General features: G+C 39.9%; 23 protein-coding genes. 1 reads left to right on the top strand and 22 read right to left on the bottom strand.

The window, feature by feature from the left end:
• Positions 1-15: 15 nt before the first annotated feature.
• The 6 genes from MZO41_RS09185 to MZO41_RS09160 are packed head-to-tail and all read right to left on the bottom strand — an operon-like array spanning position 16 to position 5,004.
• Positions 16-1,110 (bottom strand): glycosyltransferase family 4 protein, encoded by a 1,095-nt coding sequence (locus tag MZO41_RS09185; RefSeq protein ID WP_013355390.1) that lies wholly within the window; start codon positions 1,108-1,110, stop codon positions 16-18.
• Positions 1,111-1,788 (bottom strand): sugar transferase, encoded by a 678-nt coding sequence (locus MZO41_RS09180; RefSeq protein ID WP_015380067.1) that lies wholly within the window; start codon positions 1,786-1,788, stop codon positions 1,111-1,113.
• Positions 1,769-2,716: an NAD-dependent epimerase/dehydratase family protein gene (locus tag MZO41_RS09175; RefSeq protein ID WP_013355388.1), complete on the bottom strand. Its 948-nt coding sequence runs from the start codon at positions 2,714-2,716 to the stop codon at positions 1,769-1,771. Before MZO41_RS09175 ends, MZO41_RS09180 begins: the two co-directional genes overlap by 20 nt.
• A 17-nt stretch (positions 2,717-2,733) precedes the next feature.
• Positions 2,734-3,507, bottom strand: coding sequence for a tyrosine-protein phosphatase (locus MZO41_RS09170; RefSeq protein ID WP_013355387.1), 774 nt, complete (start codon positions 3,505-3,507; stop codon positions 2,734-2,736).
• The gene (locus MZO41_RS09165; protein ID WP_013355386.1) at positions 3,494-4,222 is read right to left on the bottom strand and encodes a CpsD/CapB family tyrosine-protein kinase; all 729 of its coding nucleotides are present in this window, start codon (positions 4,220-4,222) and stop codon (positions 3,494-3,496) included. Before MZO41_RS09165 ends, MZO41_RS09170 begins: the two co-directional genes overlap by 14 nt.
• A gap of 11 nt (positions 4,223-4,233) precedes the next feature.
• Positions 4,234-5,004 carry a YveK family protein gene (locus MZO41_RS09160; protein ID WP_022638544.1) on the bottom strand — a complete coding sequence of 257 codons (771 nt, stop codon included), beginning with the start codon at positions 5,002-5,004 and terminating at the stop codon, positions 4,234-4,236.
• A 359-nt stretch (positions 5,005-5,363) separates the two neighbouring features.
• On the opposite strand from MZO41_RS09160, the gene MZO41_RS09155 reads away from it, so the two are divergent.
• On the top strand, positions 5,364-5,963 hold the full coding sequence (locus tag MZO41_RS09155) for a tyrosine-type recombinase/integrase (RefSeq protein ID WP_015380064.1): 600 nt from the start codon (positions 5,364-5,366) through the stop codon (positions 5,961-5,963).
• Positions 5,964-6,011: 48 nt separating this feature from the next.
• Here MZO41_RS09155 and rfbB read toward each other — a convergent pair whose 3' ends face one another.
• The 16 genes from rfbB to wecB form a co-directional block, all read right to left on the bottom strand.
• Positions 6,012-7,028: a dTDP-glucose 4,6-dehydratase gene (gene rfbB / locus MZO41_RS09150; protein WP_013355383.1), complete on the bottom strand. Its 1,017-nt coding sequence runs from the start codon at positions 7,026-7,028 to the stop codon at positions 6,012-6,014.
• Positions 7,029-7,120: 92 nt separating this feature from the next.
• Positions 7,121-8,350: a hypothetical protein gene (locus MZO41_RS09145; protein ID WP_015380061.1), complete on the bottom strand. Its 1,230-nt coding sequence runs from the start codon at positions 8,348-8,350 to the stop codon at positions 7,121-7,123.
• A 102-nt stretch (positions 8,351-8,452) separates the two neighbouring features.
• Positions 8,453-8,848 (bottom strand): glycerol-3-phosphate cytidylyltransferase, encoded by a 396-nt coding sequence (tagD, locus tag MZO41_RS09140; protein ID WP_013355381.1) that lies wholly within the window; start codon positions 8,846-8,848, stop codon positions 8,453-8,455.
• 19 nt (positions 8,849-8,867) lie between these two features.
• Positions 8,868-10,283, bottom strand: a complete 1,416-nt coding sequence (locus tag MZO41_RS09135) for a flippase (protein ID WP_022638387.1) — start codon at positions 10,281-10,283, stop codon at positions 8,868-8,870.
• A gap of 69 nt (positions 10,284-10,352) precedes the next feature.
• Positions 10,353-11,237 carry a glycosyltransferase family 2 protein gene (locus MZO41_RS09130; RefSeq protein WP_013355379.1) on the bottom strand — a complete coding sequence of 295 codons (885 nt, stop codon included), beginning with the start codon at positions 11,235-11,237 and terminating at the stop codon, positions 10,353-10,355.
• A gap of 17 nt (positions 11,238-11,254) precedes the next feature.
• Complete coding sequence (locus MZO41_RS09125) at positions 11,255-12,367, bottom strand: CDP-glycerol glycerophosphotransferase family protein (protein ID WP_013355378.1); 1,113 nt, start codon at positions 12,365-12,367, stop codon at positions 11,255-11,257.
• Position 12,368: 1 nt separating this feature from the next.
• Positions 12,369-13,433 (bottom strand): glycosyltransferase, encoded by a 1,065-nt coding sequence (locus tag MZO41_RS09120; protein WP_013355377.1) that lies wholly within the window; start codon positions 13,431-13,433, stop codon positions 12,369-12,371.
• 44 nt (positions 13,434-13,477) lie between these two features.
• A complete protein-coding gene (locus MZO41_RS09115; RefSeq protein ID WP_013355376.1) occupies positions 13,478-14,254 on the bottom strand; it encodes a DUF4422 domain-containing protein in 777 nt (258 codons plus the stop codon).
• An 8-nt stretch (positions 14,255-14,262) separates the two neighbouring features.
• Positions 14,263-15,543, bottom strand: coding sequence for an O-antigen ligase family protein (locus MZO41_RS09110; protein ID WP_022638388.1), 1,281 nt, complete (start codon positions 15,541-15,543; stop codon positions 14,263-14,265).
• Positions 15,544-15,567: 24 nt separating this feature from the next.
• The gene (locus MZO41_RS09105) at positions 15,568-16,689 is read right to left on the bottom strand and encodes a hypothetical protein (protein WP_225868877.1); all 1,122 of its coding nucleotides are present in this window, start codon (positions 16,687-16,689) and stop codon (positions 15,568-15,570) included.
• A gap of 4 nt (positions 16,690-16,693) precedes the next feature.
• Entirely contained in the window at positions 16,694-17,296 is a 603-nt protein-coding gene (locus MZO41_RS09100) for an AAA family ATPase (RefSeq protein ID WP_013355374.1), read from the bottom strand.
• Between the two features lie 23 nt (positions 17,297-17,319).
• Positions 17,320-17,955 (bottom strand): YveK family protein, encoded by a 636-nt coding sequence (locus tag MZO41_RS09095; RefSeq protein WP_013355373.1) that lies wholly within the window; start codon positions 17,953-17,955, stop codon positions 17,320-17,322.
• A 123-nt stretch (positions 17,956-18,078) separates the two neighbouring features.
• Positions 18,079-19,197 (bottom strand): UDP-galactopyranose mutase, encoded by a 1,119-nt coding sequence (glf, locus tag MZO41_RS09090; RefSeq protein WP_013355372.1) that lies wholly within the window; start codon positions 19,195-19,197, stop codon positions 18,079-18,081.
• 149 nt (positions 19,198-19,346) lie between these two features.
• Positions 19,347-20,063: a D/L-lactic acid transporter LarD gene (larD, locus tag MZO41_RS09085; RefSeq protein ID WP_003643315.1), complete on the bottom strand. Its 717-nt coding sequence runs from the start codon at positions 20,061-20,063 to the stop codon at positions 19,347-19,349.
• A gap of 189 nt (positions 20,064-20,252) precedes the next feature.
• On the bottom strand, positions 20,253-21,182 hold the full coding sequence (locus MZO41_RS09080; RefSeq protein WP_003643314.1) for a YihY/virulence factor BrkB family protein: 930 nt from the start codon (positions 21,180-21,182) through the stop codon (positions 20,253-20,255).
• 376 nt (positions 21,183-21,558) lie between these two features.
• On the bottom strand, positions 21,559-22,677 hold the full coding sequence (gene wecB / locus MZO41_RS09075) for a non-hydrolyzing UDP-N-acetylglucosamine 2-epimerase (RefSeq protein ID WP_003646267.1): 1,119 nt from the start codon (positions 22,675-22,677) through the stop codon (positions 21,559-21,561).
• Between the last annotated feature and the right edge of the window lie 76 nt (positions 22,678-22,753).

Raw genomic sequence — 22,753 nt, 5'->3', positions numbered from 1 at the left:
ACATCCTCCTCGTATCTACGCTAAACAACGCGCGTAACAAGCCTGCGTTTGAGCCAGCATATCTTCAACCATAAAATACCGTTGAAATAACTTGTAAGAATTGTCCTCCATACGTTTTTTATCACGTGCTCGATACAATTGAACAATTTTATCGGCTATCTTGTGTGGATCATTTTCGACTAAAAAGCCATTATTATGAATTAACTCTTCATTTCCACCGACATTAGAAGCAATAATAGGCAAGTGTTGCGCCAGTGCTTCAACCAGACTGATTGGCAACCCTTCATAATCCGAAATCAAAATGGCACCATCAGACTGTTGATAATATTTCTGGACATTATCAACTGAGCCAACAAAGTTTACCTTGTCATCAACTTGTAACTTCTGAGTCAATTGTTGACAATTAGGTAGTAATGGTCCGTTTCCTAAGAAATTACAGATCAAAGGTAAATCATCAGGAATATAGGCTAACGCTTGAATTAATAAATCTTGGCGCTTCTGGCTGTTAAAACGTGCGGCCATTGTCAACACAAATGGCTTCTCACTACGCTCATTATGAACAGTGCATCTCACTTCTCGCACACCATTGTAAATTACAACCCCAGGGTGGCTTTCATTAATAATTCCATTTTCAACGCCTAACTGATAATCAAATCTCGATACACAAATATAATAAGTGGTCAACGGTCGAAGCGTCTTTTCCACCAGCTTAATTAAAAGCTGTTGTTTCTTGCTGACTCCCGGCGTGAACCCCCATCCGTGAACAGTAAAGACAACTTTCATTGATAGTCCTAAGGCAGCCAATCTTCCAACCATTCCTGCCTTAGATGAGTGAAGATGTAAAATGTCAGGCTTTAGCCCTTTCAGCAATTTCCGCAAGGCTCTGATAGCTTTAAAATCATTTATCAAGGAAACTTGACGAACCAAATTAGAAATGATTACTAATTTTACTTGTGGCAAGTTCTTTTTTATCTGCTCGCTCAGACGACCTTCAATTCCTGAGATGAGTGTAACAGTATTGCCAATTTTGACTTGCCGTTCTATCAAGCTATATAAGTGAGCTTGGGCGCCACCCCAAGTGGCTTGCGTGATGACGTAAACAATCTTCATTTATCGTGCACCGTCCCCAGTAAACACGATTTTAACGGTCCCCAGCAACATCTTAATGTCAAACCAGACCGAAAAATGTTCAATATAATAGTTATCCAACTTGCATTTAGCATCTGGTGTAATATCATAGCCGCCGTTAATCTGGGCATATCCAGTAATCCCCGGAATGATTCGTAAGCGCTTCGGAAAGTCAGCAAATTGTTGGCTAAATTCTTCCGTCAACACCGGACGTTCAGGCCGTGGTCCGACCAGACTCATATCCCCTTTTAGGACGTTCCAGAATTGTGGTAGCTCGTCGACGCGCGTCTTACGCATAAAACGCCCCACTGGTGTAATCCGGGGATCATTTTTTTGTGCCCAAACGGCCCCAGTCCGGGCTTCGGCATTCTGATACATCGACCGCAGCTTAATCACGTTAAAGCTCTTGCCCATTAAGCCGACCCGCTCTTGCTTGTAAAATGCGGGGCCCTTAGACGTTAGCTTGACCAAAATCGCAAATATTAGGACGATTGGGGAGCTTAACACGGTGCCAACTAAGCCAACGATTAAATCAAAGACCCGCTTCACAACCAATTTCCAACCAGTAACTGGTCGACCAATCATTGTTAAAAATTGATAATTCGTCTGTGGTTGAATATGACCTACTTTGACCGTTTCATTAATTTCGACTTGCTTCACGTTGTTGTGCCCCTTCCCAATATTTGCTTAACCCTGCTTCTAATGACCATTTAGTGGTGTATCCCAACTTCACTAACTTACCAATGTTAGCCACCGAACGTTTAACTTCCCCTTCACGTCCTGGTGCCATCTTGACCTGTAATTTCTGACCAGTAACCGTTTCATACGTCTCAATAATGCTCGTCAGACTCGCTTCGTTACCATTGGCGATATTAAACACTTCATGACTCGTGTCGCTCTTGGTAATTAGCCATAACGCCTGGATCACATCTTCGACATAGACAAAGTCCCGTGTCTGACTGCCATCACCGTATAACGTAAACGCCTTGTCATTCTTCAAGCAGTCCGTCAAAATTGACAGCACCCCTGAATATGGTGAGCTTGGGTTCTGACCTGGACCATAGACGTTGAAAAAGCGGACACAGACTGTTGGTAAGTCGTATAGTTCGCCGTATGCTAGGACAAAACGTTCCGTCGCATACTTATCAATCGCATAAGGTGATAATGGATCCACGCGCGAATCTTCTTTTTTAGGTAATTCTGGCAGATTTCCATAAACCGCCGCTGAGGAAGTAAACAGGAACTGCTTGATTGGCAGCGCAGTCTTGCGAATATACTCCAACATATTGAAGACCGCCGTTTGATTGACAGAATGCGTCTCTGCCGGACGTTCAATCGAATCTGCCACGCTGGCAACTGCGGCTAAAAAGTAAATGTAATCGGGTTGTTCTTCCTGTAACAACTGCTGCATGAACTTTTCGTTGCGCACATCTTCAACATACACGGTGACTTCATCCTGGTGCTTAATATTATGTAAGTCCCCCATGGACAAGTTATCGACGACGACAACGTCCAACCCTTCGGCGACCAAGTGATCGACCAAATGGGACCCAATAAATCCTGCTCCTCCAGTTACTAATGCCTTCATTCAACTCGCTCCTTCTACTAAAACAACCAGTGCTTCCGCTGTTTACGTGGCATCTTGATTTCACCCAGTTCAATCTGATCGCCATTCAACAAATCCCGAGCGTTGGCTGCAAACCGTTCAGGATATTCAGAATTCAATTCATTTAAGACTTGAAAAGCCTTCGTCATTGCAAAGCCGCGGTTTTTCAACGTGTGTGCATCCGAAGCAACCACTTGAACTAACCCGCACTTCACAAATTCCTTGGCCGTTCGTTGGACCTGCTCCCCGAAGGTCCCAACTAAGCTCGTGGCTGTGACTTGAGCCAACACCCCTTGTTCAACTAACTCATATAAACGTTGGGGTTCCGCAATAATCTGTGCATTACGTTCCGGATGGGCGATGACTGGTGTGATACCTTCACAGCTTAATTGGAAAATCAATTCATCCAAATAACTCGGGACCATCTCATGAGGTAGTTCAAGTAATAAATAGTTTCTACCGGTATCTATACCCAACAAGTCGTCCAGATGATCCATCAGTTGCCCATTGAGGTGAACCTCTTGACCTGGAAAGACGGTCAATTGGATATCACGCAAATTCAATTCATTTTGAAAGTCCGCGACAGCCTGCTTCACATTGACGGCATGATTTAAATAATGTCGATCCATGTGATGCGGTGTCGCGAGAATGTAACGAATGCCGTCCGCCACCGCTTGTTCCGCCAGTTCAAGTGATGCGTCCAAGGATGGCGAACCATCGTCGATTCCTGGCAAAATATGACAATGTAAGTCAACTAAATTATTTATCTTCATTACTGTAGTACCCGTAACCATTGTCATAGCCGTAATAGCCGTGATGCGAACTATCCCGAACATCATTCAGGACACTCCCCAGAATATTGGCATGCGACTTCTTCAAAGAACGTACCGCATCCCGCACGGCTGCTTTTTGCGCGACGCCTTGACGAACGACCAAGACGGTCCCATCAACCTTGTTAGCCAACAACTGTGAATCGGTCACTGGTAAGATTGGTGGTGCGTCCACTATGACTAAATCCAACTTACGGGTCGCCGAAGTCAAGAACTCGGTCATCTTGTTACTCCCCAATAGTTCTGCAGGGTTCGGTGGCTTAGGACCACTCGTCATCACGAATAGATTGCCAATTACGGGATGAATCGCATCATTAACATCCTCTAACTGGTTGCCTAGCCACGAACTCAAGCCCTTTTGGTTCTTCAAGCCAAATGTCTTGTGAATGGTTGGCCGCCGTAAATCGGCATCAACCAGTAGGACTTGCATGCCTTCCTTGGCATATTCAACGGCGAGGTTGCCACTAACGGTCGATTTGCCTTCGCCCAACATAGCTGAGGTCACCATCAAGGTCCTTAACTTTCGGTCAGACGCGGCGAAGTTGATATTCGTTCGAATCGTCTTGATCTGTTCGGTAATGACTGACATCGGTTCATTAATCGCCGTCAGATTAATGGGTGCCGTGGTCGTCGTATTCTGTTCTTTACGTTTAAACATTGAGCACCCTCCTATACACGCTTCATCGCTTGTGAATTCGTCCGGTCATTGTGCGGGCGATAACCACCATTGAGATTTAAGACCTGCTTCTTCATTGAATGTTGATGCTGATGATTGACTAAGCCCAAACTGGTCAGTCCTAAATCATCCGTCAAAAAGTCAACGTCATGCACGCGCCGGTCGGTCAACATCCGTACTGCTGCGTAGACGATACCGAGTAGCAAACCAGCAACTAACCCAATCAGCAGATTAAGTGGTTTCTTGGGTGAAACCGCACTCTTAGGTGTCTCTGCAGGTGCAACAATCGTGACGTTGTTGACTTTGATGATCTTCTTGACCTGATTCTTGAAACTCCGTGCAATCTGATTAGCAATCGTGGCACTCGCCTTAGCATCGGCGTCAGTCACCGCAATTGAGAAGACCTGTGAATTAGTCGTACTGGTGACACTAACTTCACTCTTCAATGTATTCAGTGACCGTTCAATGCCAAACCGCTTACTCAACTGTTGCTTAGCTGGCTTCAATACGACCTGACCCGCAATTAATTCTTTATAAGTGGTAATCATCTGAACATCGGCTTGCTGACCCGCATACTCGGTTGCAGCGTTCGTATTCTTACGATTGACCAGAATCTGAACACTCGATTGATACTTCGGTGTAATAACAAAGAACGTCAACCCCGCTGCGACGATCAATCCAGCCACCGTAAAACCAATGATTGCCCGCCAATATTTGCGGACTAACCGGATAAAGAAGTCAAAACTTACTGCTTGATCCATCATTCACTCTCCAAAACTTAATAGACTTTGCTAACATTTTATGTAACGTCACTATTTTGAAAAGAATGATTCCTTTTACGACAAGGGTTTAACCTGAATTTGATAAATTTACGATAAACTTGTATCAATCACGACTTTTATCGATGTTTTTATACAATAAAACAACAGATTACATTGACAAATATAAACGAGATGTTATATTTATTTACAGATTGCGTTTAAACGGCATTATTTTTTTCAAAATAGTGCCGTTTTCACGCGCAATCCGGTGATGTACTAGATTATTGATTATATTTATTAATTAATATGGTTTATAATTACTATGTAATAAACAGAATTAGTACGTTCCACGAAAGAGTGTGATGATTATTTACTACAATGTCGAGCCACTGCGTTCCCAACAGGAAATTACGGCCTTCGTCAACTATGCCCGCAATGGCACGCATGGCGAACGAAACGCCCTTTTGATTTTGATTGGCTTAAACACCGGACTACGAATGAGCGATATTCTTAACCTGAAAGTGGTACAAGTTCGCTACCAAGATGTCGTCCAAATTACAGAAAAGAAGACGAAAAAAAGACGTCTGATTTTACTCACACGTCTGCGTCCACAAATCAATCACTATATAGAAGATTTACCTGATTCTGAATACCTGTTTACCAATCGCCAACATCACCCTCTGAGTGTGAATGCTGTCTATAAGTTGTTTCAAACCATCGCTCGCAAGATGAACCGGACTGACATCGGGACACATACACTACGTAAAACGTTTGGCTACCACTATTACCAGCAAACACACGATATCGGAACGCTGATGATGATCTTTAATCACTCCAGTGAAGCCATTACAAAGCGGTATATCGGACTTAGTCAGGACGTGATTATGAGGCAGATGGCCGGGTTCTCGTTGGGAATTGAAGGGGCGTCAGGGGAAAAAGAGAATAGTCAAAAGACTGGTTAGTCCCGCGGGTTGCGGGGTTGACCAGTCATTTGACTATGGCTTTGTTCATTATTGATTATGTCGTGCGTAAGTCTGCTCAACTTGCGCTTTGCTAGTCTCCCACCAGCTACGATGGGACGTATACCACTCAATCGTATCCTGGAGGCCAGCTTCAAAGTTGGTGTACTGTGGCCGCCAACCAAGTTCAGTTCGTAGTTTGGATGCATCAATTGCATACCGTAGATCATGTCCTGGTCGGTCTCTGACAACATCATAAGCGTCTTGTGGCTGCCCCATCAACTGTAAAATCATTTCGAGAACTGCCTTATTGCTCATTTCCCCATTAGCACCAATGAGATACGCTTCACCAATTCGACCTTTAGTCAAAATGTCCCAAATTGCAGCTGAATGATCATTGGTATGAATCCAGTCACGAACATTATTACCAGTTCCATATAATTTAGGACGGCGCCCACTCAAAATATTGGTAATCTGGCGTGGAATAAACTTTTCAATATGCTGGTATGGGCCATAGTTATTGGAACAATTTGAAATCGTTGCCTGTAGGCCAAATGAACGGGTCCAAGCTCTCACCAACATATCACTGCTAGCTTTAGACGCTGAGTATGGACTTGAAGGCTGATAAGGGCTGGTTGGGGTAAATTTACCTTCATCGCCACTGCCATGTTCAGATAATGGCAAGTCCCCGTAGACTTCATCGGTAGACACATGATGGAATCGCTTATGATACTTAGTTGCTGCCTGTATTAGCGTGTACGTACCGACAATGTTGGTCTGAATAAAGGGCCACGGATTAACTAATGCCTTATCATTATGGCTTTCTGCAGCAAAGTGCACGATTGCATCAGCTTTGGAGACTAATCTATCTACTAACGGCGCATCACAGATGTCACCAACGACTAGTTTAACGCGGTCACCCAGTATGTCGGTTAGGTTAGCACGATTGCCGGCGTAAGTTAGCTTGTCCAGTACGACTATTTGTACTTCTGGATGCGACTCATAAACATATCTAGCAAAATTCGCACCGATGAATCCAGCACCGCCTGTGATTAGTAGATGATTCATATTAATAACACCTTTCTTAATGCGTGACGGAAATGACCGAATAAGATTTTTTGAAAATTTCTGCATATACTAAAAGTATTGAGTAGTGAGATCTACTCAGATACCACATTAATAATTTGATTATTAGCATGTGCAAGCTGACCATTGCCATTATTATTGATAAACGGTGTGAATTTTGCAGCACTGATTACTAGATTACCATTGATTGTTACGTCTTTAGTTACATTACCTGGAAACGCTGAACTGATTAGTACATATTGTCCAGTCGGATTAATATTTACAAATTCATTTCGAGAAATATCAATATGTTGCACAACATATGATTTCAATGGATTAAATATTCGAATATAATTAAACGGACCAGTAGTATGAATGTTATAAAAATGATTGTTCCTAATACTCAAATTTGAAATTCCAGTAAAGTTGATGACTCCAGAATTCTTATCGGACCTTGGACGCGCATCCATGACATCATTATTTGAAAAATACACATCATGAATTACACCAGTTTTACCGTTCTGAAAAGTTGCATGCTCTCCTATTGGGTTTGGAGCATAGTACTCAATCTGATTACTTTTTAAAAGTGGCAAAAATTTACTGCCTGAAATAAACACGTTATACGAGGGCAAATCGTCATATTTATCATCTTGTAAAACATTTGACATTGCCAACTTATCCGAGTAATCAATCTGTATTGCTTCCTTATATTCAAATGTAGCCTTTGGATTAAATCCAATAAAAGTACAATTTTGGACGTAAATATTATGACTCCCATCAAGATCTAAATCATGCCCACGGGGATCTTCACTGTTAAAAAAAGTACAATTTTGAAACGTGACTTGTTTTGCATGATTCATGCTTTGAACAAAGGCACCTTGCCCATTCGTATCAATTCCTTTAAAAGTAGCATTCGACCAAGTCACATTACTGATACCGCCATCATATCCCTTCCTAGGACTAGGATATGAAAAACTACACATTTGAGCACCACTTATCTCAAAAATAGCTCCTTGTGCAAATTCAAAGCGAATATTGGAATGCAATAAAATTGCCCCTTTACTAAACTGGTAAACTCCCTTAGGAATATACACTGTAGTAAAATCCTTGGTATGTGAATCAATAATCTTTTGCAACTGCAAGTTATTTGATTGATTTGATACTTTCATTCCTTCTTGCTGAACATTAACGAATGTATTAGCATTGGCGCTATATTCGCTTACAACTAAAATTGTTAACAACGTTGCAAGTAATTCAATAATACTCAGGAAAACACGAGCTTGACCCCTACTATTATTCAAAATATCCCCCCATTTCTTCCACATACCAGTATAATAACATCAATATTAGAAGTGGGTATACTACCAGGTACAGTTAGATCAACATACTAAAAAATGACGTCCTTCATTAACGTCATTTTACACTTGCTATTTGGTCTTCATACCAAGATCTTGCTTGATTTTAGTTGAAGAAATCCCCTCAGTTCGTGGCAAATAAATCACTTCGCAATAATCTTTCAGAAAATCAAATTTTCCTTTCCAGTCATCACCCATTACAAAAACATCAATGTTATTTTCAATTACATCATTGATTTTTTGATCCCAGTTTGTTTCTGGTATAACTTCATCCACATATTTAATTGCTTGGAGAATATACTTACGATCTTCATATGGTGTATACGCTTTTTTCCCTTTTTCGGCATTAAACTCATCCGTTGAAACACACACTGTCAAATGATCCCCCAACGCCTTGGCGCGTTTCAATAAACGAATGTGTCCCTTATGCAATAAATCAAACGTACCGTAAGTGATTACTCTTTTCATTTGGAAATTCTCCTTTATATCATTTTTTCCTTAGTTTAGCCAAGTTTTCAAAAATACTTGGTTGTAAAATACAAAGCAAACCACAGTAGATAGAAAATCCTACCACAATCTGGCCAATCAAACTCAACGTTGTAATCCTCATTGTAATATTCAGAACGTATGTAGGAATAAACATACAAATTCCCGCTACAAAATAAATGCCAAAATTGCGAAATAACCGCTTAAACTTCAATTTTTGACGTACTTTGTAGAGTTGAAAACTGGTTACTACCAACTCAGAAAGCAATGTAGCAGTCATTGCACCTGCAACCCCCAATTTTAAAATTAGCGGTATGTTAATTACCACATTAGTAACTGCGCCCAACACTACAGAAATCGTATACGTCTTTGTTTGCTTCGTTGGTAGTAAGAATTGCTGTCCGATGACGTTACTTAGTCCAATTAACACAATTACTGGCGCCTCAATGATCAATAACTTGTTCACCATTGTAAATTTTTCTCCAAAAAACCATGGTGCAAGAGCGGTAGCTAATGCCGCAATACCGAATGCCATTGGAATTGAGATAGAGAGCACAAAATCAAATGACGTATATAAATATTCCTTCACCTGTCGAATCTTTTTCTTTGCATATAAATTGGCAATATGTGGCAGCATGACAGTCCCTGTAGATGTCACAATTGCCAGAACAAGTTTAATTAACTTATCAGAATAATCATAATATCCCGATGACGTAACTGAATCCAATTGCCAAAGCATTGTTTTATTTACCGCTAAGTAGACAGTGATTGCTACCTGTGGGACAAATAACGCCAATGATGGTTTCAAGTGTTGAAATATATTTAGATTACGAATCTTTGGTGCATTAACAATCTTCGGTAGATAAGGCCAAAGTGTCATATTCCCCAATAATTGCGATACTGAGAGGATCAGGATATAGATTCCTGTGTCCCTTGAACTTTTTACCAGAGTAAATATCGCAATTAATGAAATCAGTTTAATCAGCATATTTCTCAGAACAGTTTTTTTGAAATCTTCTAATCCCATAAAGAACCAGGATATATCAAATGCACCTGCTATGATATAAAAGGACTGATAGAAAAAATATATTTTCAACGAATTTTGAAAATATAAGAATATAACAAATGCAACGTATGCCAAAGTTATCGTTGTTATTTGTAGAAATTCAATTTCCCAAAAGGTCTGAGACATACGAGATTTATTTTCCCGAATAAAGGCAATTTCTCGATTCCCATAAATCGTAATTCCAACAGTTCCGGCTAGTAAGAAATAAGTGATCACTGAGTTAGTCGTCGCATTTATACCAACACCAGTCGGGCCTAAAACTCGAGAAATATACGGTACTGTCAGCAGTGGGGTCAATAAAATCAAGACATTGTATCCAACATTATATAAATAATTCTTAACAATTTTCATATACTTACATATCTATGGCTTAACCATACTCATGGCCACCAAGACTCTACACCCCTTCTACGACAATGATTACGAATAAAATTTAATTTTAGGATTAAACACAAAGCCTGCAAAGAGCCCTCTGTACAATGCTTTTAACTTGAGCCACTTATATTCACTATTGGATACAATAACAGAGAGAGAGAGTAGGACAGCACGTACAAAATATCTGCCCACTTTTTTTTCACGACGTGCAATATAAAATCCATTTCGAAGACTATAGTAATAACGGCTGATTTTATTCTTATCCCGTTCATGAACTAAATCCACACTTAAATTTACCTTCGTCTCGTGAGTCACAGTACTGTTGATTACAAAGTACCCCGTGAACTTATCACTCAAACGAATCGTGTATTCCGTATCATCACTCCAGATAAAGAACTCAGAAATTGGAAGCCCAACTCTTACGACGTCATCCTTCTTAATTAAGATTGAAACAAACGTCCCAGTTTTTACCGCAATCAATCCATTTCCAATCTCATCAGACCAGTATTTCTGCGTTGTTAACTGATTCATCCTTGCTGCCTTGTTATCAACCCATCTAACGTTGCTTGAAAGAAACGACCACTTTGACTGTAATTGTTTATCTGCATCTAATAAATTGGTCAACGTATCAGGATTAGGGATTGTATCATCGTCCATTATCCAAAAATAATCAACATCCAAAGACATTGCTTGTTTTATTCCTTCTGAAAATCCACCAGCCCCACCTAGATTGCTATCTAGACGTGAATAGATAACTTGATGATGCTCTTTCACCAACTTACTCATAAAGGACTGAGTGTCATCTGAACTATGATTGTCAATCACCAGAATTTGTGTTAACGCAGCCGGCTGAATCAACAGCTGGGAAAGACATTTTTTTAATAAATCTACTCGATTATACGTAACTAAAATTGCCGCAACCTTTTTCATGCAGAACTCCCTCGTTTTCATAAACCAAATACTTTCGAAACAATCTTCTCACTTGCATCTCTTCGCTCATAATTCGCATTAAATTCTCTAGCAAATTGACTATTATCGTGTTTACTATTATCTTCAGACATAAGTTGACGAACTAAGCTATCAAACGAATAACAGATTGGACCAGGAACGGTGCTACTATACTCCATATATGTCCCTCTTTCCTCGTTCATATATCTGTTGTAATCGTAAGGATAGAAAATCATAGGCCGATTTAATATCGAATAGTCAAAAAAGACTGATGAATAATCTGTAATCAATAGGTCTGACACTTCCATACAATCAGTAATTGAGAGATGTTCATTGAATTCAACATTTGGAAAGTTTCCTAACCCTTTTTCAACATAAAGACGATGAAAATTGACTAGAAGATAAAACTTTGAACCAAGCTTTTTTGAAAATTCCTCATAATTGAATTGAATCTGACTGCCATCATCACGAAATGTTGGTGCATACAGAATAACTTTCTGATTTTTTGAGATTCCTCGCTCTTTTCGAAAGCTGTCATATAATTGCTTATTATCTCCCAATCGATCATTTCGTGGCAACCCATAAGTCAATATCTGGTTATCGCTTAGACCGAAAGCAGATTTATAAAATGGATTGCTCCTAGAACCATTACTCAAAAAATACGTCCAATTAAGTGCATCCTTGCGCCACTCTTCTTTTTCCGTAGATCGCGAAGTATCCTGGATATCAGCACCAATTTTTTTGAGTGGAGTACCATGCCACGTCTGCAAGAATACCTGGTCCTTTCGAGGATTAACGCCCGAAAATGCATTGATGTTAATGACCCAGTATTTCGACACGGCTAAATAAAAGATATACGCCAGAGACATATATCGCACCCGATGAACATTCTCTGGTATGACTACCCCATTAGACGCAGTTACAATAAACTTGTACTGGTTTGCATTTTGTTTGTTCCGCAATTCTTCAAATATTGCTTTCGGATTACCATCAAAAACTTTGCCATTATTACAATTAAACAAAACATAGTTACGTCTTATTGGGCATAACCTAAATATTGGATAAACTGTTTTAAACAACACTTTTTTAATTATCGTACGTAATGCCTTCAATTTATTCTCCAATCGACTTCATAAACACATTAAAATAATTCTCACTATAAAATTTACTGATTGACTTCTTGATCTTTATGCTATCCTGAAAGTCCACCTTTCGATCCACAACTTTTTGAATCGCCTGTTGGTAATCCAGTGTACTATTTGTTTTGACCAATATGCCATTTTCAGAGTTAACGATGTCCTCTGGTCCGGTTTCACAATTAGTAGAAATAACTGGAATCCCAACTGAAATGGCTTCGTTCAGAACCATAGGTAGGCCTTCATACTTGGACGACAGTAAGAGACAATCCATTTTATCCAAAGTTGACCACATATTTTTCTTAAAACCCATAAATGATATATTATCAGAAATACCCTTAGAATCGATGTAATTGGATACTGCTTCAATATCTCCATCACCATATATGCTTAGATGCCATTTTCCTTTAACATTTGCTAAAGCATCAATAATTTGTCTCATATTCTTTTGCCCGTCCAACATGATGCGACCAACATAGATCAACTCAGGAGTCTCGCCAACCTCAGTGCGACTAACGACAATCTTATTTTTAAAAATAGGATTGAAAATCGTTTTGACTTTCTCAGCATGTACACCGTACTTCTGAATTTGATGCGATATACCCGAACTAATGGCTAGATATGTGTCTGCACTTTTCAATAAAATTTTTGGCAACGACTTTGCTTCCAGTGAATAGTGATACCAAGAAATCACTTTATATTTTTTGTGAAATATGGCCTTAATCCAATATGCTAACGACCACATTATCGGGTTAGTTGAAATCACAACATCCGGATTACCTTTTAATATTCTCAACATAATAAATGGTAAGCAAAAAAGATATACTAAAGCTCGTATCGTACGATTTTTGCCAAGATTAATTACTTGAATATCTTTGATAGAGCCTGTCCATGAATCATCTTCGTAACCACCAATACAAATTAATTTCATGTGATAGTCCCTTTCTGGCGAACGATTATATTCATGAAATAAATTTGTCAGAACTGTCTCAGTTCCCCCATATCCGGTCATAAAGGGTGTAAATATATATACTTGTTTCATTTTAAGAGCTTTCCTTTACATAGTTTCTAATCAACATCAAAAACTCAAAAATGAGTTTTTTTCTCGCGATTTGGAAAAAGTTTTCTAGCAATCAAATTAAGCCCCTTTTGAAAGGTTTTCTTTGCTTCTAAATATTGAACTGGAACTTCACGATAAGAATAACCATTTTTCTCAATCCACATGTCAAGCATCAGTTCGGACAAATATCCGAATACGCGTGCTTCACGAGCATCATAATCTGTGATATCAATGCTATCTTTTAACTTAAACAACACATCAAAAAGCCACTCGCAATACTCGTCAAAATAGCTACTTCTCATGATAAACATGTTGAACATATGTGCTGAACGCCGCTTTAATACCTGATCACACGCTGCTATATATTCTGGGTATTGTTTCCGGATAATCTCTACAAGAACATCCAAAGGTTCAGCATAATGTGCATTCTTATAGTGCTGTGCATTCGACTCAATTACATAATGTCGTTTGCTTGGTAAAATAATATCATCGTGTTGAAGGATTTCTTCTATATCTGCACGACTTAGGATTGTTGAAAAATCCTTACTGGGATGCTTTGATAAATATCGGCGATAGTGTACCAGTCCTTTGACGTCAGATTGATCGTTCTTCCACGCCCAGTAAATCGCTGTTAGCTCATTAAAGTTGGGATTCAACTTTGAGATATTCTGACCTGTACCATCAGAAATATATTCCTCCGGTACTTGATTATGTAACAAGGTCCCAACAAAGATAGGCTGATATATGGTATCCGTCGGCATCTTATACGTTTTATGGGCTGCTACAAAAATTCTTATATTCATAACTATTCTTACTCCTTCACCGAAATGCGCAGGCTTTGTTCAGATTGTTTATTATCAAGAAAGTAATAAACATAGAAAAATGAAATTAAATACATCGTCAACGGACTATATGGTACAAAAGTGATAACCATTGTTGCTAACAATAATATGAGTCCCACAAGTTTTTCCTTTGTCTTCGATTGCGTTAAAGCAGTTGAGAAAAATGAAAATAATGGTAAAAAATATGCTACAAAAAGATAAATTCCACCATCACTCAAGATTTTCAATACTCCAGAAGTGAATCCCAAGGCACCGACACTTCCATCTTTCAGCCGCCATGCAGCCATCGAACTGTGGATCACGTGCATATTATTAAATCCATTCCCGAAGAAAGGATGCTTCATCCAAGCAATCATTCCCGCATGCAAGTCATCATTTCTCAGTGTTGCGGATGTTGAGCCTGTCTTTGAACTAAGGGCACTCTTGATGACCCATAATGATACACCTGCAACTATGGTAACCATTACTATCCCGACTGGAGAAATATGGGTAACATGGCGTCGAATGATATAGTATGCAACTGCTAACACACCAAAAATAATTCCAGTTGTCGAAAAAGTAGTCACTAACGTAATAAGTAAAATAATAATGACAGGCATACGATGCTCGTCTGAAATAAAGAGTTCCGCATATAAAGCGCAAAGTAGGGTGTACGCATACATAGGAGCTTCAAGAAATATACCTGTATTCCGTGTAATTACACCTGAAAAAATTGACTGTGTTTGTGTATCAAAATGGATCCAAAAATAATTTGTAATATTAGTACCTGACCAGCCCGAGTACATGGTATTTCCCTTTATCAGATGCAAATTAGAAAACAGTACCCAACAGGCTAAAGATAGAATCGAAAGCAATTGAACGATATTTACAAATCGATGAACGGAAACATTTAATTTTCCATCCAAGAATCGCGCGTACCAGTAGCATACACTTGCTGGGAAAAAAACCAAAAAAATAGAAATAAATTGTGTTTTCCCATAAAAGTCAGTCATAAAACAATAAAACATGATGTACATATAGTACACAAATAGAATGGTAATTAATTTAGTTCGATTCGAATTCAAATGTAACGCTATAACCTGGACTGCTACAAAAAACATGATGATACCAACACCAAAGGCCAGAACTCTCGCTGATGCAAACTTATTCAAAGTGTATACGGTGTTCGTACTCACTATAATTAAAAACATTATGAAGTACTCAACAGTCTTTTCAAACAAACTACTTTCTTGACTTACACTACTTTGCACGCGCAACTCTCCCCCTTATGCATATTAATCATCAAATAAACTGCTATAAATACTCTTTGCAAGATGCAACTTAGATACACCCGTGTTGGGATAGTTTTCACTACTAATTACGATTCGTTTTGATCCCGATCCAGCCATAACATACGTTCTAAAACCATGACTATTTATCGTATAGTACATATGATTATTTGACTTCCTCAAAACCTCTAGTTTTTGTCCATATTGATAAAGTGTTTTTTGGTAACTAGCACTAAGATTATCTGAACTCATTACACGAATAGTATTCAAAATATCAATCATCGACATACGAATTTGATCAGTCCCAAAAGTATACTTAGTATCAATTTCCTTATAGGGCTTATCGTACTGAGGTGCTCCGTCTGTCGTTTTCGACAAATGATAACTCACCGCATCCGTTCTTTCGGAAAATGATTGACTATCAATTATTCGACTACCATCTAGATCATTTTTTTGGAAGAATTGCGTCAGTAGAGCCTTGTACGAACTTCGGTTGATTCTCATCAGAACAATCGCCAATAAGATTTGATTTGCCTTCACTTGCTGAGAATCACTTTGAACCTTATTTGTCTTAAGGATCTCGAAAAACTTGTTAAGGGCACTTTTCTCATCTAGACCAGTCAATGAATTACTGTTAACACTGATATTAAGCTCATTATTTAGTAACCGGTTGGCAGTGACTGTTATTTTTCCATCCAATTCTGGCACATACTTATTAAGTTTTGTATCCATTGAAATTTTTGATTTTTTCAACGTATCCATCAATAACATGGCATTAATTACGGATTCTAAGTTACCGACTCTTACCGTTGAATTATAATTAAATGCTTGTTTCTCAGCTGCGCTGGCATACCCAGATCCCATGGAATTAACAATGTTGTCACGGTTCGAGACTATATAAGCGCCAATATAGTTCTGGCCCAATATCTTACGATTCAGTTTGTTTAATTCTGCACTGCGAAGCGTATTATACTGTGCAAAGTTTGTTGCCCGGGGCAATACTTGACTGCTTTTGACCATAGTCGTTTTATGACTTGCATTCAACATTGTAGAATATTTCGTGTAGAAAAAAATCAATGAGAAAAACAACACAACCATTCCCAATGAGATTGTAATTTTTCTTTTCACTGTCCTACCTCTTAACATCAATATATCCAACTATATTATAATCGTGTGCAACCATACCATGAATAACAGTATGCAAGTCCCTTTTTTTGGTGCTGTTCAAATCGATAACTAAGATAGTGCCATCCACTTGTTCTAGTACCGGAGCTGCCTCTTCTACAGAAGCGTTAGCCGCTAGATTTACTAAAATTAAATCAAACTTATCTAGCAACGTTGCATACAGTGTTGAGAATAGGTCAGTGCTCAGAACATCTACTGTCTCGTTTGACGCACCAGCATCCATTATTTGCCCTGCAGGTAATATGCTCAAATTTTTATTGGTATCAAGACTATGAATGTATGATTTATAATCTTCACTCTCATGTTGCAACAGCTCAAACAGCCCTTTATCCTGTTGAAAATGAAAGGCTTTCAGAAAATCATTTCTTTGATAATCAGTATCAATAATTAGCACCCTTTGCCCATTTCGAGCACACATTAACGCATAATTAGCAATAAAAGTACTTTGAGAGAGGCTATTGTTCACATTCATCACGGCAAATGATTTTTCAGCTGATTGCTTACTAATTTTCATTTTGATTTTTTTAAGTGAAATCCGCATATCTAGCATTCTTAACTCCTCCAATTCATAAGTTACTTACCTTTAATTTCTAGTTCGCCTAGATATGGGACTTGATACACCTTTTCTGGAAACTTTGCATCTTCAACTCTTCCTGAACGAATGAATCGCCAAACTGAAATTAGACCAAATAACAAGAAAGCTGGGATGAAGATTAAACCAGCTATTTTCACATAATTCACACGATTGGGCTGACTAGCATTACTTGCTTTTGAAAGAACACTAACATTCACACCAGAAATGTATTTTCCGGCATTTTTAATAAAGATTTCTAGTGTCTCATTAGCTAAAAACTGTGAAAATTCAGCATTTGAAGAGGTCGCAACAATAGTAAAGAATACAGAGTTATCTCCAGACTCCACTTGAATCGAATAATCCTTATTCTTCCATTTCTTTTGTGCTGAAACTTTCTGATCTAACATACGTCTAAAGTTTTTGGTTTTTACGTACTGAGAATACGTGCTGATTTGAGATGCGTTGTTATCATTTTGGGAAAGTTGAACATTGGAACTATATTCTGGACTTTTAAGAAAAGTCACAGCTAGCACCCCCACAGCTGCCACAACAATAGATGCAATTACTACTTTTAAAAGATATTTTATTATAATATCTTTAATTAATGGAAGATCCCACTTAATCACCGTTTTCATTTTTCATTTCCTCATAAAAATAATATTTTCCGACATTCATCCTAGCCAATATTTTCGAACAATCTGCTGTCAAAAATATTATGTACAACTAGTACCAAAGTACTAGTCCGTATCGATAATACTTTAAGCAAATTCACCATTCACCGTCACCAACGCCGCATGAATCACTTGGTGCATATCGTAATAACGATACTGCCCTAAGCGCCCACCAAAAATCACGTTGCCTTCTTGCTTTGCAAGTTCAGCATATTGCTTATACAACGTGTTATTGCGAGTATTATTAACTGGGTAATATGGTTCGTCTCCACGTTTCCAATTAGCTGGATATTCCCGGGTGATGATTGTCTTACCTTTATCACCTTTACCAAATTCAAAATGCTTGTGTTCAATGATCCGAGTATAAGGCGTTTCTGCATCCGTATAGTTGATTACGGCATTGCCTTGATAGTTGTCGACATCACGTTCTTCAGTTTCAAAACGAAGGGAGCGATATTCGAGTTCACCCAATTGATAATCGAAGTATTGGTCAATCATTCCAGTAAACACAATTTTTGGATAGTCAGCCAAATACTGATCTTTGTGGGCAAAGAAGTCTACCCCAGTCTCAACATCGATTTCTGGGTGATCCAACATTTTTTCGACGATTTGCGTGTAACCACCGATTGGAATCCCTTGATAAGTATCATTGAAGTAGTTGTTATCGTATGTGTAGCGGACTGGTAGTCGACGAATGATAAATGCTGGTAAGTCGGTCGCCTTTTGGCCCCATTGTTTTTCGGTGTAGCCCTTAATCAATTTTTCATAAATATCAGTACCAATCAACGATATTGCTTGTTCTTCAAGGTTCTTAGGTTCGCCGCTTAACTGAGCAGCGTCTTTTTGTTCCTGAATTTTTGCTTGTGCCTCTGCAGGTGTCCGAACTCCCCACAGTTCACTAAACGTATTCATATTGAAGGGTAAGTTATACATATGTCCTTTATAATTTGCGACTGGACTGTTTGTATAACGATTAAATTCGGCAAATTGATTAACATACTCCCAAATCTGTTTATCAGAAGTATGGAAGATATGAGCACCATATTGGTGAACTTGAATTCCATCTACTTCTTTGGTATAGATATTTCCGGCAATGTGATCCCGCTTTTCAATCACCTTGACGTGTTTACCGCGCAATGCTGCTTCATGGGCAAAGACTGCACCGAAAAGTCCGGCACCAACAACCAAATAATCATACTTACTCAATTTAATTTCCTCCAAGAATATAAAGTCTCATCATGCCATTATATCAAAAAAATTTTAATGTAAAAGGGCAATCGTTATATTGTTGTATAAACATCGATAAAAAAGACGACTATTTTTACAATAGCCGTCCAAAATAATTATAGTATTATCTACCCAATCCCAAAGAACCCATGCATAAACAACGCCGCACAAGCAGCCCCAACGAAAGGTGCAATCCCAGGAACAATGATCCCGTATTGCCAGTCGCTGTCAGCCTTGTTCTTAATTGGTAAGATGGCGTGGGCGATCCGTGGGCCCATGTCCCGTGCAAGGTTCATGGCGAATCCAGTTGGGCCACCTAGCCCCATCCCAATGGCCCAGACTAAGAGCCCAACACCAATCGGCACGATCCCCGGCGTCTTCACTTCAGAAATAGCTAAAATCCCAGAAATAAAAATAAATGTATCGAAGAATTCGACGAAGAAGTTCCGTGGTAAGTTCCGCACAGCGGGTGCGGTTGAGAATAAGTTCCGAATCGTAATTGGGGAAATCTCATCAGCAGAAGCGGCAAAATGGTCCGCATACATGATCCAGACGATCACGGCACCAACAACCCCACCCAAAACTTCTGCAACTGAATACGGGATAAACAATGACCATGAAAGGTTCCCTAAAATACATTGGGCTAATACCATGGCCGGGTTAATGCAGACATTGCCGAAAATGAAGAGAGCAATTGTAATCCCAAACCCCCATGTTGTAATTGCGAAGATATGGCCGGAACCGCGATACTTGGTCCCCTTTAAAACCTCACTACAATGTACACCGACACCAAAAATAATCATCAAGGCGGTTCCCATGAACTCTGCCAAAAGCTGATGAATCACTATCTTTCTCCTCCTGTGGCGTTGTTACGCCTGTTTATTTTGAAATAGACGCCACTTACTTTCAGAAAGCACCGGCACTTTTTTCACACGAACACCATTATACACAAAATCCGAATCGTTTAATATGTAAATCGCAAAAAGTTTTGATTTTACAGGATTAAACGTTCGGATTCAATTAAAAGGTTCTGATTATTCTTTTTTAGTTGTTTTTTTGCGTTTGAAGAATTGTCGACGAATGCGGCGAATCATCCGTGGAGACTTTGGCTCAATCTTATGCTCAAACCATTCCTGCACCGACGCATTGACGACACCACCAAACATCAAGAGAATCCCGGAAAAATTCAACCAGAACATCAGTACAATTAAACTCCCAATCGTTTGGTAAGTCGTAATCCGTTTAGCAAATAATTCGATGTACACCCGGAACCCTTGCGAGATCACGATCCAACCAATCGTCGTGACTAACGCCCCCGTCCAAATGTAACGCAATTTTACCTTGGCGTTCGGTACAAAGTAATACAACAACATGGCGACGACGAACATCCCAACAAAGGTAATCAAGTTTTTGTTTTCCAACAACTGATTGATCCAATTCGGAATGATGGCACGCGTGAGATTCGTCAAATTCAAGATTACGTCTAGAATCAACTGACTCAACGTGAAGAAAATCGCCAGCCCTACGATGAGGAGTAATAGTCCCAACGTTAAGAAAAAGGCAATAATTCGCGTCCATACGGCATTTTGGGCATCCGTGACCCCGTACGCCTCATTTAGACTCCTGCGAATTGCCGCAATGATTTTAGACGCCGACCAGACTGTCACCAAAATCCCAATTGACAAACTACTGCTGCTGCCACTAGACAGAAATGAAACTAAAATCGGCTTAAACGTCTGGTAGACATTACTAGGAATAACTTCCTGAGCGTACGCTAAAATCTGTCCAGACTTCAAATCAAACCGGGCTATGAGGTTTCCGGCAATCAAGATTATCGGGGCAATCGACATTAACGCGTAGTAGGCCAGCACAATCGCATTATTGCTGACATTGGCTTGTCCATACCGCCGAATAATAATTTCCAGGCTTTTCGTAATTTTAGGGTAACGGGCTTTTAAATTCATTCATTTATCCTCAACGCTCACTTATAGTATTTACAATTATACAATGGAATGCCGCGGGAAACACCTTTTATACTAGGATTAGTGCTTTCGGCGAATAGACTAGTCGGTCCAATCAGATCAATTGATGGCAATACCTGGCCGCTGACGAGTAAAATCCGCTTATCTCCCAGCCGTCAGCCACTTTGACAAAATCAAGTAGCTGCCTAGACGCTCAGTAGTACTGGGCCCATCCAAATTTTAACGCAAAAAAATAACCGGTATTGATACCCCCGCGGCATCCATATCCGGCTCTTTCACATCTTTACGGAAGAAATGAAAATTTTTATCACTATGTCAGTGCTTAATATTACACTGTTTATACAAAAATGTAAATAAATTAATGTGTACCAATTTTTTTCATAATCGCTTGTAAGATGTATTCCGCAGCATGACCATCGCCATAAGGATTTTTAGCGTCTGCCATCCGTTGGTACGCTGCGGAATCATCTAACAGGCTGGTCATTGCTGCCGCAACCTGCTGACCATCAGTGCCGACTAATCGTAACGTCCCCGCGGTGACCCCTTCCGGTCGTTCAGTAGTATCACGCAATACGAGCACCGGTTTATTCAGTGACGGGGCCTCTTCCTGCACCCCACCCGAATCCGTCATAATGAAGTAACTGCGCGCCGCCATGTTGTGAAAATCAAGCACGTCGAGCGGGTCAATGAGGTGAATGCGATCGGTATGGCCGAGGATACGTTTGGCGACTGTCTGCACTGCCGGACTCAAGTGTACTGGGTAGACCACTTCGACATCGGGATGCTGAGCAACCACTCGTTTGATGGCGACAAAGACCGCTTCCATCGGGGCGCCCTGATTCTCACGCCGATGCATCGTGAGTAAGATCATCCGGTGCCCAGGCTGAATCAAATCAAGCGCAGCGTGTTGATAGTCCATCGAAACCGTCTGTTTTAAGGCATCGATGGCCGTATTGCCCGTTACCGTGATGGCCGTATCCGGATGGTTTTCCTTTAATAGATTCTGCCGACTTAATTCGGTCGGTGCAAAGTACATGTCGGCCAGCACGTCGGTCAGCTGCCGATTCATCTCTTCAGGATATGGCGAGTACTTCTGCCATGTCCGCAACCCCGCTTCCACGTGTCCGACTGGGATTTGATGATAGAAAGCACTCACACTAGCTGCAAACGTCGTGGTTGTATCGCCATGCACCAGCACGATATCAGGCTTGACTGTATCCATAATTGCATCTAGCTTCGTCAGTACCCGGCTGGTGATACCAGCTAACGTCTGATTAGGCTTCATGATATTCAAATCATAGTCCGGCGTAATGTGAAAAATCGTGAGCACCTGGTCTAACATCTCGCGGTGTTGAGCCGTCACCACCGTTACCGGTTCAAATTGTGGCTGTTGCTGCAACTGCAACACGATGGGCGCCATCTTAATTGCTTCTGGCCGCGTGCCGAAAATCGTCATTACCTTAATTGGTTTTGTCATTAACTTTCACCTGCATCATTTAGTTTCTAATCTCATCATAGCGTTAGTTACGTCGTGGCGCCATCATTTCGAGTAA

It is taken from the genome of Lactiplantibacillus sp. C232, from assembly GCF_023806725.1.
GTDB classification, from domain to species: domain Bacteria; phylum Bacillota; class Bacilli; order Lactobacillales; family Lactobacillaceae; genus Lactiplantibacillus; species Lactiplantibacillus plantarum.
The sequence above is the reverse complement of the archived record's forward strand: the minus strand, read 5'-3'. Positions and strand labels throughout refer to the sequence as shown.